The organism is Providencia sp. PROV032 (assembly GCF_028484875.1).
Lineage (GTDB): Bacteria > Pseudomonadota > Gammaproteobacteria > Enterobacterales > Enterobacteriaceae > Providencia > Providencia rettgeri_E.
Genome location: NZ_JAMPSX010000002.1, coordinates 23,947 through 37,298 on the forward strand (window position 1 = coordinate 23,947; position 13,352 = coordinate 37,298).

The 13,352-nt window shown below is 39.9% G+C and carries 11 protein-coding genes; 6 read left to right on the forward strand and 5 right to left on the reverse strand.

Annotated features, from left to right (window positions below; genetic code table 11):
• Positions 1–1,272: an MFS transporter gene (locus PSF42_RS00725; RefSeq protein ID WP_125890910.1), complete on the reverse strand. Its 1,272-nt coding sequence runs from the start codon at positions 1,270–1,272 to the stop codon at positions 1–3.
• Between the two features lie 129 nt (positions 1,273–1,401).
• Positions 1,402–2,514 (reverse strand): MDR/zinc-dependent alcohol dehydrogenase-like family protein, encoded by a 1,113-nt coding sequence (locus PSF42_RS00730; RefSeq protein WP_004910265.1) that lies wholly within the window; start codon positions 2,512–2,514, stop codon positions 1,402–1,404.
• A 323-nt stretch (positions 2,515–2,837) separates the two neighbouring features.
• Here PSF42_RS00730 and rpiB point away from each other — a divergent pair, with 323 nt between their 5' ends.
• Positions 2,838–3,290, forward strand: a complete 453-nt coding sequence (gene rpiB / locus PSF42_RS00735; protein WP_004263541.1) for a ribose 5-phosphate isomerase B — start codon at positions 2,838–2,840, stop codon at positions 3,288–3,290.
• 36 nt (positions 3,291–3,326) lie between these two features.
• Positions 3,327–5,336 (forward strand): transketolase, encoded by a 2,010-nt coding sequence (gene tkt, locus PSF42_RS00740; protein WP_272679274.1) that lies wholly within the window; start codon positions 3,327–3,329, stop codon positions 5,334–5,336.
• Between the two features lie 153 nt (positions 5,337–5,489).
• On the opposite strand, the gene PSF42_RS00745 is transcribed toward tkt, so the two are convergent.
• On the reverse strand, positions 5,490–6,251 hold the full coding sequence (locus PSF42_RS00745; RefSeq protein ID WP_272679275.1) for an SDR family oxidoreductase: 762 nt from the start codon (positions 6,249–6,251) through the stop codon (positions 5,490–5,492).
• A 467-nt stretch (positions 6,252–6,718) separates the two neighbouring features.
• On the opposite strand from PSF42_RS00745, the gene fetA reads away from it, so the two are divergent.
• The gene (gene fetA / locus PSF42_RS00750) at positions 6,719–7,372 is read left to right on the forward strand and encodes an iron efflux ABC transporter ATP-binding subunit FetA (RefSeq protein WP_125890907.1); all 654 of its coding nucleotides are present in this window, start codon (positions 6,719–6,721) and stop codon (positions 7,370–7,372) included.
• A gap of 9 nt (positions 7,373–7,381) precedes the next feature.
• Positions 7,382–8,158 (forward strand): iron efflux ABC transporter permease subunit FetB, encoded by a 777-nt coding sequence (fetB, locus tag PSF42_RS00755; RefSeq protein ID WP_125890906.1) that lies wholly within the window; start codon positions 7,382–7,384, stop codon positions 8,156–8,158.
• Positions 8,159–8,209: 51 nt separating this feature from the next.
• On the opposite strand, the gene PSF42_RS00760 is transcribed toward fetB, so the two are convergent.
• A complete protein-coding gene (locus PSF42_RS00760) occupies positions 8,210–9,244 on the reverse strand; it encodes a LacI family DNA-binding transcriptional regulator (protein ID WP_125890905.1) in 1,035 nt (344 codons plus the stop codon).
• A 233-nt stretch (positions 9,245–9,477) separates the two neighbouring features.
• Here PSF42_RS00760 and PSF42_RS00765 point away from each other — a divergent pair, with 233 nt between their 5' ends.
• Positions 9,478–10,206: an SDR family oxidoreductase gene (locus PSF42_RS00765; RefSeq protein WP_213913292.1), complete on the forward strand. Its 729-nt coding sequence runs from the start codon at positions 9,478–9,480 to the stop codon at positions 10,204–10,206.
• A gap of 65 nt (positions 10,207–10,271) precedes the next feature.
• Complete coding sequence (locus tag PSF42_RS00770; RefSeq protein ID WP_272679320.1) at positions 10,272–11,879, forward strand: FGGY-family carbohydrate kinase; 1,608 nt, start codon at positions 10,272–10,274, stop codon at positions 11,877–11,879.
• 124 nt (positions 11,880–12,003) lie between these two features.
• Here PSF42_RS00770 and PSF42_RS00775 read toward each other — a convergent pair whose 3' ends face one another.
• Positions 12,004–12,393, reverse strand: coding sequence for a hypothetical protein (locus PSF42_RS00775; RefSeq protein ID WP_125890902.1), 390 nt, complete (start codon positions 12,391–12,393; stop codon positions 12,004–12,006).
• Positions 12,394–13,352: the final 959 nt, after the last annotated feature.

Genomic DNA, 13,352 nt, shown 5'->3' on the forward strand with positions numbered 1-13,352 from the left:
TTACTTATTTTCTGGTGTTAGCTGCATCTTTGCCGACTGTTCAAGTAATTCTTCCGGCACAGTAATAAATTTCATCAATATCGCACTAAATAGATAGAGCCCCGAGAAGATCCAAATTACGCCAAGTGCACCTACGCTACTAATAAAGAGCCCAACTAATGCAGGGCCAACAAAGGTACTTAAACCGGCTCCTAAATTAAGAACTGACATCGCCGCGCCTTTATTTTCAGGCGCTAAACTCGGCATGATGGCTGAAAGCGGTACGTATCCTGCGAGGCATGCGCCAAATAAGCCAGCAGCTATCATCATCAGGGTATAGCTGTGCCCAAAATAATAAGGCACATAGTAAAACATTAAGGTACAAACCATACAGCCTACGCAACCAAACCAAATCACAATGTTGCGCCAACCGATACGGTCGCTGACTACACCAAAGATCAGATTAAAAGCGATGTTCACTGTCCAAAGTGCCGCGTAGATATGTAACCACTCTGTACGAGAAAATCCAAAGTCAGCAAGAAACATTGGCATGAAGATCACAAAACCATACGCTGCTGAAGTATTAATGGTACGAACAATGCCGCCTAAACCAATTTTTGGGTTTTCAAACGCGATAGTGATCCCTTTAAATACATAGCTGAGCGAGACTTTTTCTTTCGGTGCATCTTGTGTATCTCCCGCTTTGTTGCGGTTAAGTGCGATAGCAATAAATGCCCCGATAGTGACAAAAATCAGTCCACTCCATAACGTTGCCATTTCACCTAAAACTGGCAACGCATAACTTGAATACATCACACCTAAAACACCGAGTCCGCCACTATAAACAAACCAGAAGATCCCGACTGCAGAGCCCAGTTTTTTAATTGGCGCCTCATAGGCCACCCAAACTAAGAAGCCGTAGGCAAACATTGGATAACCAAAACCACGCAGCGCATAGGTTGGGATCATGATAGACAGGCTGTTACTCGGTAAGCCAACAGACAAGAAAATAATCGAGCCAATGACAAACATCACAAAACCAAAAATCATCACACGACGGGCGGTATAAATTTCAGCCAACACACCGGACAACCACGCGGCGACAGCGGCAAAAAAACCATACACACTAAATAGTAATGATGATTCTTCAATACTCATTCCACGGCTAATTATAAAAGGTGACAGCCAGCCTTGTTCTAGGCCTTCTCCCATCATAAAGATCAGGACGCCAAAATAGCCAAGTAGTAACTTTGGTGAAAACCCCGTTACTTTAGACAGTTTATTGATTATCATATTGTTGACCTCAGTGCTTGTTCGCTGGGTTAGGACCTGAATAACAAGCCTTGGTAGGGTGACATTTATTCAGGTCCAATTTTTATCGTTATATTTTTAAATTCGTCTTTTTTTCAACCCACGACAGCTCTACAGGTTCGGGTCGAGAACCACTTTAATGTGCGGGTCGCCTTTCGCCATCATCGAAAAACCTTCCGCAAATTTATCTAAAGGTAAAATATCCGTCACAACCCCCTTGGTTGGGAAATCGCCATTACCAATGCCTTCAATCACTAATGGGTAGCAATATGGGCCAAGGTGAGAACCTAATAAATCCAGTTCTTTACGGTCACTGATGATGCTCCAGTCCACGGTCACTGGGTCTTTAAATACAGAAAACTCAACAAAAGTACCTAATTTACGGATCATCTTAAGGCCTTGCTCTACCGATTTAGGCGCCCCTGTCGCTTCAATGTAAATGTCACAGCCATAACCTTCAGTCATCTCTTTGACAATTTTGTCTACATCATCACGTTTAGGGTTTAATACGATATCAGCACCAAATTCTTTTGCTAATTCAAGGCGTTTATCGAATAAATCCAGAACGACTAACTTACCAGCACCGGATTTTTTAATAGCCCCAATCATACCGAGGCCTAATGTTCCCGCCCCCGAAAGCACGACAACATCACCCAATTTGACATTCGCACGCTGCACGGCATGTAAAGAGCAGGCGTAAGGTTCAATCAAAATGGCATCTTCGATTGGCATCTCAACAGGCACATGGTAGTTGATGGCTTCTTTGGTAAATTTCATATATTGCGCCATGCCGCCATTAACGTTGTTTTGGAAGCCATACAAGTCATGTTTTTCACACATCCAGTATTCACCGCGTTTACAGAAGCGGCATTCCCAACAAGGTACGATTTGCTCAGAAATAACACGGTCACCTAATGCGAAACCTTCAACTTTTGAGCCAAAACCTACAACATGACCAATAAACTCATGGCCTGGGATCATTGGTGCTTTAATATAAGCGGGTTGTTCCGCATCTCCCCAAAAACTAGGGGCACCTTCAAAAGCCTTCACATCACCCGCGCAGATACCACAAGCTTCTACGCGAACCAAAATCTCTTCTTCACTAATTTTAGGGACATCGACTGTTTCTAAACGGTAGTCTTTTGGTGCATAAGCAACCACGGCTTTCATTTTTTCTGGAATGCCCGCGCTCATCGTTGCTTTTGAATCACAGTGTTCACACATAGTTCTATCCTCGGCGGTTTGTAAAATGAACATAAGTTCAATGAAGATACAAATTAACCATACCTTCTTTTCTTCATCCTTGCCCATAGTGAGAGTGTCAAAGTGTGATTCAGTGCAAAAATTCTCATAAAATCGCCTTAAAACGACTATTTTTTACCTTTTATGCAAAAAAAATTAAATTTGAAGCTGTAGATCACAGAATTCATCATCATAAAAATAAAAACATATGTTCAACTATTGATTATTTGTTCATAAGATCCTATTTTCTAAATAGTACATTTGATTGGTTTATGAACTTTTGTTCAACAATAAGGATCTCTATCATGCTATCTATTGCTATTGGCGCGGATGACGCTGCATTTGAAATGAAAGATTTGATTAAAGCTCACTTAGCAGAACTAAACATTGAAGTGACTGATTACTGTTTAAACACTGGGGTTGCAGACGAAATGTACCCTGATGTTGCCCATGCGGTTGCAACTGCTATCGTACAAGGCAAGCACCAGCGCGGTATTTTAATTTGTGGTACCGGAATTGGTATGTCCATAGTTGCCAATAAAGTCACTGGCATTCGAGCAGCACTGTGCCATGACACATACTCCGCTGAGCGGGCTCAGAAAAGTAATGACGCGCAAATAATTACCTTTGGTGCTCGTGTGATTGGCCCTGAACTGGCTAAAACCATTGTCGACACATGGCTGGCTTCCCATTATGAAGGAGGACGGTCAGCGCCGAAAGTGGCTCGGATCAGTGAGTATGAAAATGGGGAACGTTAGTTTTACGTTAGGCGCTTTTACTTTGGGAGCTTTGTAATGTCCACTCAACCACAAAATAAATTAGCCAATGCCATTCGATTTCTTTCAATAGATGCGGTACAACAAGCCAATTCAGGCCACCCTGGCGCCCCTATGGGAATGGCCGATATTGCTGAAGTTCTTTGGCGAGATTATTTACAGCACAACCCTGCAGATCCGCACTGGCCTAACCGTGACCGCTTTGTCTTGTCAAACGGCCATGCGTCAATGCTGCTCTATAGCTTGCTTCATTTAACAGGCTATAATTTATCTATCGATGATTTAAAACAGTTCCGACAGCTCCATTCCAAAACACCGGGGCACCCCGAATTAGGCTATACCCCCGGAGTCGAAACCACGACAGGCCCTCTAGGCCAAGGCATTGCCAATGCAGTTGGCATGGCAATAGCAGAAAAGACGCTAGCCTCTACATTTAACCGCTCGGGGTTCCCTGTCGTCGACCACTATACCTACACTTTTTTAGGTGATGGCTGTTTAATGGAAGGGATCTCCCATGAAGTGTGTTCATTAGCCGGAACGTTAAAACTCAATAAGCTCATTGCGTTTTATGATGACAACCGCATTTCTATTGATGGAGATGTGGAAGGCTGGTTTACCGATAATACCGCAAAGCGTTTTGAAGCCTATGGCTGGCATGTAATTAGATCCATTGATGGGCATTCGCGCCCTGCGATTAAAGCGGCTATTGAACAAGCTCGCCAACAAACCGCGAAGCCCACACTTATTATCTGCAGAACCACGATTGGTTATGGATCCCCCAATAAAGCTGGTACGGCAGATTCTCATGGAGCTCCTCTCGGGCAAAATGAAATCGCACTGACTCGCCAACAACTCGGTTGGGAATACCCTCCTTTTGTGATCCCTGACGAAATATATCAACCTTGGAATGCCTTAGAGCGTGGTGCTGAACAGCAATTACGTTGGGAACAAGCATTACGAGAATACGCCAAACAATATCCTGAACTCGCCGAGCAACTAACTCTGCGGCTATCTAATCAACTTACTGAAAAATTTACGGATATCATTGATAACTTTATTCAACAATTAAATGATAACCCTGCAACGATAGCGACACGTAAAGCCTCACAAAATACGTTAAATATTATTGGCCCTGTTTTACCTGAATTAATCGGTGGTTCCGCAGACTTAGCCCCAAGCAACCTGACCTGCTGGTCTGGGTCACTACCGATTAATGAACAACCTACAGGGAACTATATTCACTATGGTGTCAGAGAGTTTGGTATGACCGCCATTGCCAATGGCATTGCATTACATGGCGGTTTTCGCCCTTACACAGCGACCTTTTTGATGTTCTCGGAATATGCACAAAATGCCGTGAGAATGGCCGCATTAATGAAATTACCGCAAGTGCTTATTTATACCCATGATTCAATTGGCTTAGGTGAAGATGGCCCAACACATCAACCTGTTGAGCAACTTGTGTCACTACGTGCAACACCTAATTTGTCAGTATGGCGCCCTTGTTGCCAAGTAGAAACCGCCGTGGCTTGGAAGCAGGCTATCCTTCATCAACAGAACCCAACCGCACTTGTGTTATCCCGTCAAAACCTAGTACAGCATTCGCGAACACCGGAACAGCTCGCCAATATCGCACGTGGTGGATATATTTTGCGCAGTAGTAGTGAAACCCCTGAATTACTCTTAATTGCCACTGGCTCTGAAATCACATTAGCGGTTGAAGCATGGAAGCTACTGACTGAACAAGGTTTTCATGTGAATGTCATTTCGATGCCATCAACAGATACCTTTGACCAACAACCTTTAGAGTACCAGCAGCGCGTGTTACCAAATCACATTCGCCATCGTATTGCTATCGAAGCCAGTATTAGTGATTACTGGCGTAAATATGTAGGAATTGATGGATTAGTTATGGGAATGAATAGCTTTGGGGAGTCAGCCCCTGCAAATGAATTATTTGAACATTTTGGTTTCACCGTAGAAAAACTTATTACTATGTCACATTCATTATTAAAACCTAATGGTTAATTGACCTAGCAATAATTAATATCTGTTATCCTACTTTGTAATTTTCTATTACAAGCCAAATAGTGACTATGTTATTTGGCTTATTTTTATTTAAAATAAAAATAAAGCAAATAGCCACTCATATTCGCTTTATTTATTATTAATTTAATATCCTTATTGAATACTATAACCACCATCAATCACTAAATTATGCCCTGTGATCATGTCAGATGCGTCACTGGCCAAAAATAACGCACAGGCGGCAATTTCAGATGGTTCCGCAAAACGCCTAGCAGGAATTTTTCCTTTCATTTCATCACCTTTTTTACCTTCCCACGCTTTTTTACCGAGATCTGTCATGACAATCGTTGGTGAAATGGCGTTGGTTTGTATACCTTTTGGGCTCCACTCAAGTGCTAAGACTTGGGTTAAACTAATAATCGCTGCTTTACTGGCACAATAGGCGGCATGTTGGTCTAAGGCAATCACCCCCGCTTGAGAAGCCATATTAATAATTTTCCCTTTTCCATTATTAATCATTGCATTACCTGCGGCCTGACAAACTAAAAAAGTCCCTTTTAAATTCACATTCATCGTTAAATCCCAATCTGACTCACTTAAGTTTTCAGCGGGAGCAAGCGCGACTATCCCTGCACTATTGACGACAATATCTAACGCACCATAATGTTCAATCACATTCTCCACCATCTGAGAAACGGCTGAAGAGTTCGTAATATCACATTGAATACCAATTGAATTCTTTAGTTTTCCCGCAACTTCTATCACTTTATCTGACTTGTCGATTAAGGCGACTTTAGCCCCTTTTTCAACATACAGTTGAGCAATCGCTAAGCCAATACCAGCAGCCCCCCCTGTAATTAATGCAACCTTACCATCAAGTGAAAAGTTGGTGCTATAGCCACTAAATTTTTTCATTTTAATTCCTTAATATCATGATGTAATATTTGGTATACTGATGAAATAAATATAAGGTTGTCTTAGGGAGACAACAAAATATTAAGCGCAGATTAAATTATTTGGTATTATTAATATAATAGTATCACTGGTTAAATTCTATATTATTCAGCTAAAAAAAGAGATATCTCTCAAATTAAATACTTTACTAAATTCTAAATGTACATATGTTCAAAATAATAATTCGAATGAATATTTGTATTTTATTTTACCTGTAAAAATTCGTCTAAAAACGCATTTATGTTCTAATATCTCGTTAAAAGTGTATTTTTCTTCCCCTATAATTTTCCTACTAATTGGCGCATAATATTAGTAGTTATATCTAAATTGATATTGAACAACATCAGCACTGAGTTATTGAGTAAGATGTTAAAATGAATCTCATTTGCACTAAATACTGCACACTTAATTTATAGGTTATTGATAATATGGAAGAAAGCAACTTACTCTTACAACTTAATAACATTGGCTATCGCATTGAGCAAAAATTAATTCTTGATAATGTGCAGATTAACTTACAAGCAGGCGACTTTAAACTGATTACGGGCCCTTCCGGCTGTGGTAAAAGCACCTTATTAAAAATAATCGCCTCGTTAATTTCACCAACTCAAGGAACCATTAAGTTTCAAGGGAAAGATATCAATACCATCCTCCCAGAAACGTATCGTCAGCTGGTTTCATACTGTACCCAAACGCCTGCTTTGTTTGGGCAGACTGTGTATGACAACCTCGTTTTTCCGTATAAAATCAGAAAATTGTCATTTAACAAAGACAAAGTTATCAGTGATTTGCAGCAGTTTTCTCTACATGCTTCTATTTTAGAAAAAGGAATTAATGAACTTTCTGGGGGAGAAAAACAGCGTGTTTCTCTTATTAGGAACTTACAATTTCTTCCGCAAGTCTTACTATTAGATGAAATCACCAGTGCCCTAGATGAAGAAAACAAAATTATCGTGAATGAATTTATTCATCATTTAGCGATAGATAAAAAAATAGGCGTGTTATGGGTAACCCATGATCAAGATGAAATTGCTCATACTAATGAAATTATTACCCTTCCTGTTCATCATAACGAATCATAGGATATCACTGTGCACCAACCAACTATTTCCAATGAATCATTAACCTTTTCTATCCTGTTAGTCCTAGTGGCTATTTTTATTAGCCATAAAGAAAAACTGTCCCTTGAAAAAGATATTATCTGGAGTACGTGCCGCGCGATTATTCAACTATTGATCGCAGGCTATATTCTAACATACATATTTAGAGTGGATCACGAATTGCTCACGATTGCATTGGTGATGTTTATTTGCGTCAATGCCGCGTGGAACGCTAAGAAAAGAAGTAAATATATTGATAAAATTTATGTTACTGCATTAATTGCCATTACCTCTGGTACATTTCTTACATTGTTAATTCTGATATTAACCAATGCCATCGCGTTTACGCCTATGCAGGTCATTCCTATTACAGGTATGATCGCAGGTAATGCCATGATTGCAGTAGGATTATGCTTTAATAACCTCGGCCAACGGTTTTCAAGCCAGCAACAACAGATTCAAGAAATGTTAAGTTTGGGGGCAACCCCAAAAGTTGCTTCCGCCGCTATTATCCGTGACAGTATTCGTGCATCGTTGATCCCAACGGTGGATTCTGCAAAAACAGTGGGAATTGTTAGCCTTCCGGGGATGATGTCTGGCTTAATTTTTGCTGGAGTCGACCCATTACAAGCCGTTAAATACCAGATTATGGTGACTTTTATGCTGTTAGGCACGGCAAGCCTTTCAACCATATTAGCAGGTTATATGACCTATACAAAATTCTATAACCAACGCCACCAATTATTGGTTACAACACTGAATAAATAATGACCTTTCGCCGCTTATCAGTCAACAACGATAAGCGGCTCTCACTCAATATCACTCTTTAGCCACGCCGACAGGTAATACTTCGATTAACTGTGCTTGGTGATTTTCATTCTCTATCAACTTAAAAATATGGTTTAGCATCGTTGGCACATCTTGTTTGACCATTTCGATATCATTACCTAAAAGTGCAACAAAGGGATCCCAGTCAAAACAGCCTAAATGTGGTTGATGAGCGCCAATGTAGCCTTTTTTACCTAACCAATTAATAACCCCTTCTAATGAAATGGTTGAATTAATAAATAAACCGCATTTCACTATTCTCTGTGGGTCATCATTATTCTGTTCGAAAAACCGTGAAAGCGCTTTTTCCGCCTTTTCTGGTGCATAACCACAGGCCAAAATATTTTCTTGTGGAACTGTAATACCTTTTTCATTATGCGCATCAATAAACCCACGAATACGTTCACGCGTGTTATGGTCATGTTCACGACCACCAATAAAAATTAAGGCTTCATTTGTTGATAATTGAGACGTATTTTTGTCTAAAATGCGTTGAGTTAAATTTTTTGCACCAATATAGTTGTCTGAAATAACCGAAGGCGCCAACGAGCCTGGTAAGTCTAAATTCAAGGTTGAAACCCCCGAAGCTTGGCAAAGTTCGGTGATTTTATCTGGATTCGTTGCCCCCGTTGAAATCAACCAATCCACTTGATAAGAGATCATTGCGCGCGCGGCTTCTATTTCTAACTCAGGGTCACGTCGCGTGCAGGTAATGATGGGGAACAACCCTCTTTCACGCGCCATTTCCTCAAAATGTTCGACAATAGAGCCAAAGTAGCGGTTGTCATATTTCGGAACTAACATACCGATTATTTTGGATTTATTACTGCGCAACAAGCTGGCTTGCTTATTGACCGCATAATTTTGTTCTTCGGCGATGCGGATCACTTTTTCAGCAAGCTGTGCGCTAATTCGCCTTTTTTGCCAATTACCATTAAGTATTGCACTCACTGCACTCGCTGAAACCCCGGCTAATTCAGCAAGGTCATAGATCGTTGTTTTCTTATTTTGTCTGATCTTTGTCACAGATTCTCATCTCCATTTTTTACTAGCTTGACACCAAAGTCGAAAAGTCGCAATACTGCTACATCGATTGAGCAACATTGAAATTGATGATACATGAGTTGATATACTGCAAAATAAAGACTATCAACCATCCCATGTAGCCACCTATCCATCCCTGTGACTCATTGCTGTTTCATTAATTTCAGGCGCTTTTTATTCTTACATTTCGCTAAAATATCCGATTGGAGTAAATTATGGCCATTTCTATTGAGAACAAAGTCGCAGCAATTACCGGAGCTGCTTCCGGTATCGGTCTTGAATGTGCCCGCACACTCATCAAAGCAGGTGCAAAAGTCGTTTTAATTGACCGTGCAGAAGAGCGATTAAACCAGCTTGTTGAAGAATTAGGTGAAAACGCGATCCCGTTAGTTGTCGACTTAATGAAACCAGAACAAGTTGATGGCATGTTAGATGCCATCTTACAAAAAGCTGGCCGTTTAGATATTTTCCATGCTAATGCCGGTGCCTATATTGGTGGCCCTGTTGCTGAGGGTGACCCTGATGTCTGGGATAATGTCTTAAATTTAAATATTAATGCCGCTTTCCGCTGTGTTCGCACGGTGTTACCTCATTTTATTGCCCAAAAATCCGGTGATGTATTATTCACCAGTTCAATTGCAGGTGTTGTCCCTGTGATCTGGGAACCGATTTACACCGCATCAAAATTTGCTGTCCAAGCCTTCGTCCATTCCACACGCCGTCAGGTTTCGGAACATGGTGTCCGTGTTGGTGCAGTATTACCCGGCCCAGTGGTTACCGCATTACTTGATGATTGGCCGAAAGAAAAAATGGAAGAAGCCTTAGCAAATGGTAGCTTAATGCAACCGATTGAAGTCGCTGAAGCGGTATTATTTATGTTAACCCGCCCACGCAATGTCACTATTCGTGATCTTGTTATTGTACCGAACAGTGTTGATCTCTAACTTGTCATCTCGCAATTCATTGCAGTTAGCACCTTGGAGGAAAAATGAATAATTCACATGCACAAATAAAAAATAACGATAAAGTCGTTATTGGTATCGATGTCGGCACAGGCAGTGCTCGCGCAGGTGTCTTTGATATGTCTGGCAAGATGTTAGCGTCTGCCAAGCGTGATATTACACTGTTTCGTGATAACGCCAATTTTGCAGAGCAATCAAGTAACGAAATTTGGGAAGCGGTTTGTTATAGTGTCAAACAAGCGATGGCATTATCGAAAGCACAACCACAACAAGTGACGGGTATTGGCTTTGATGCAACCTGCTCACTGGTTGTCATTGGAGCAGATAAACAGCCTATTACGATTAGCCCATCAAATGATCCTGAACGCAATATTATTGTGTGGATGGATCACCGTGCAACTGAACAAGCAGAACGGATTAATCAATTAAAACACCCTGTTTTAAACTATGTTGGCGGTAAAATTTCGCCTGAAATGGAAACGCCTAAAATTCTATGGCTAAAAGAAAATTTACGTCAATCCTATGATAATGCATGGCAATTTTTTGATTTAGCCGATTTTTTGACATGGAAATCAACTGATTCTTTAGCTCGTTCAACTTGCACTGTCACCTGCAAGTGGACATATCTTGCCCATGAAAAACGTTGGGATGCGAGCTACTTTCAACAGATTGGCTTATCTGAATTAGCAGATGAAAATTTCGCACGTATTGGTCAACTTATTGTGGAACCTGGAACGCCGTGTGGTGAAGGCTTAACTGAAGCCGCGGCCCAACAAATGGGCTTACTAGCAGGAACTCCTGTCGCCGCTGGTATGATAGATGCTCACGCTGGTGGTATTGGTACTGTTGGCGTTAATGGCGATGCAACCGCCAATATGGCATATGTATTTGGTACGTCTTCATGCACAATGACAACCACCAAAGAGCCCATCTTTATACCGGGGGTATGGGGGCCTTACTTTAGTGCAATGGTACCCGGCATGTGGCTAAATGAAGGTGGACAAAGTGCGGCTGGCGCTGCAATTGACCAGCTACTTTCTTTGCACCCCGCTTCAGCACAAGCAGAACTCACGGCAAAAGAACAAGGTAAACCTTTGCCTGTTATGTTAGCGGATTTAGTATTAGAAAAAGCATCTTCACCATCACAGTCTGTTGAACTAGCTGAAAAAATACACGTGGTTCCTGAGTTTTTAGGGAATCGAGCACCTTTTGCTGACCCTCATGCCAGAGCCGTCATCGCTGGTTTAACCATGGATAACAGCCTAGAAAATTTACTTTCTTTCTATGTTGCTGGTGTGTGTGGGATCGGCTATGGATTACGACAAATCATTGAAGCACAGGCAAAATCTGGCGCTGAGATTGACAATATTGCTATCAGTGGCGGTGCAGGCCAACACCCATTAATCCGCCAGCTACTTGCTGATGCGTGTGGCGTCCCAGTGATTTCAACACAAGCCAGTGAGCCCGTATTGCTTGGCTCTGCTATCCTAGGTGCAGTTGCAGGGAAAGCCTGTGCGGATGTCGCGCAAGCCATGGACCAATTTAGTGCGATTGACTTAACCTACCAAGCCAATAAAGCTTATAAAAGTCGACATGATACAAGATTCGCCTCTTTCTTGCATTTGCAGCAATGTGCTAGAGAATTAAAAGGTTAATCACGTTGAAACAAGACTCAGATAATATTTAAACTAAAGAAAGCCGTAAATCGGCTTTCTTTATTAGAATTCGTTTTGCTTATCGAGTTTTATTTAATAGAAAAACCTGTGTTATAACTCACTTTTAGAAACAATATCTTGTCCATAGCGAATCGACCATTTCCTTTGGTACCAAATCGTAATCACCTTCAACCATTGGAATAGACAAGGAAACCTTTCCTTGTTTATCACTGTATGCTTTCACTATAAATTTTTTATAGCCTTCTAACCTTGCATTCTTAATTCGAAACACTTCGCCACATACATAACCTAAATCCCCTTTATCCGCAGTTTGGCGAATAAAATTATATTTCACATTTTTAAATGCAGCAGATTCTGGGTAAGATAAATAGTCTTCAACACTACTCTTTGCCAATTTCACAAGATCAGGTGTAGGGGCGTAGTTCAATGTTACGCCTAAAATAAAAGAACCCCCAGTTAACAACAAAATTGTGAGCAACTTTATGATATTCATATTCTTAAGCTCTCATTTACTCAATAACATACCAATTGACCAAAATGACCTAATAGTCCAGCCCAAAAATAGACCTAAGTAATTACCCTTGGTTGGTTGTAAGTAAATAATAATTATTTTAATAATTGCTAGCCCTATCTATATAAGAATACCTTATAAGACAGCTTATTTAGCTCTAATTACCATAACCAATAACCACCACTAACAGAGAAAAAATACAATTAAATTTATATAGTCATCCTTATTTACCCTTCATTTCACTCACTGAGTGAGTAAGCATGTCAATATTAAACCAAGAATATAAATAGTACTTAAAACATTAACTGTTTCAATTTTAATTTTTAAACTAAAAAATTTTTCCCACTAAAAACCGAAAACAATAATAAGATTTAATTGTTCATCATAACTTAACAAAAAAAAGCAAAAACATGTAATAAAACAATTCAATTTAATAATAACCATGTCTAAATATTATTTAACTCATTTGATGCACGTTTTAACTCAATTTAGGCGTAAATTTAAATTAATTAATAATATATTCCTTATTTTAAAATAATTCCTCATTCGACTACTTTAACTCAACCAAACAAGAAAACACTTAAAATTCAATTCAATATAAAAAACATTGATTTATATTATATCTCCCCTCTCCCTTTTAACGTGCGATTATCTTGTGTCTCTTTTTTTAGAGAAAATTAACCAAATCACAGTTTTAACTTAAGCGCAATAAACCGCAATTACTTGATTAATAAGATTAAAATTAAATTCGATTTAATTAACAGAATGTTTGTTTTTTGATAAAAAAAAGTTAACAGTAGTCACCTAACACAAAAAACATTAGAATATTTAACAATATCTATATAGTAATTTACCATTAGATTTCTCTATATACCTACTTTTATCCAATTTTCGATATATCCAACCAATGCAAATTACGGATTATTCCTAGGGAAAATTAC

Bases quoted from the DNA above. Each gene is read 5' to 3' on its own strand.
- PSF42_RS00725 (WP_125890910.1), bottom strand. From the start codon at position 1,272: ATGATAATCAATAAACTGTCTAAAGTAACGGGGTTTTCACCAAAGTTA.
- PSF42_RS00730 (WP_004910265.1), bottom strand. From the start codon at position 2,514: ATGTGTGAACACTGTGATTCAAAAGCAACGATGAGCGCGGGCATTCCA.
- rpiB (WP_004263541.1), top strand. From the start codon at position 2,838: ATGCTATCTATTGCTATTGGCGCGGATGACGCTGCATTTGAAATGAAA.
- tkt (WP_272679274.1), top strand. From the start codon at position 3,327: ATGTCCACTCAACCACAAAATAAATTAGCCAATGCCATTCGATTTCTT.
- PSF42_RS00745 (WP_272679275.1), bottom strand. From the start codon at position 6,251: ATGAAAAAATTTAGTGGCTATAGCACCAACTTTTCACTTGATGGTAAG.
- fetA (WP_125890907.1), top strand. From the start codon at position 6,719: ATGGAAGAAAGCAACTTACTCTTACAACTTAATAACATTGGCTATCGC.
- PSF42_RS00765 (WP_213913292.1), top strand. From the start codon at position 9,478: ATGGCCATTTCTATTGAGAACAAAGTCGCAGCAATTACCGGAGCTGCT.
- PSF42_RS00775 (WP_125890902.1), bottom strand. From the start codon at position 12,393: ATGAATATCATAAAGTTGCTCACAATTTTGTTGTTAACTGGGGGTTCT.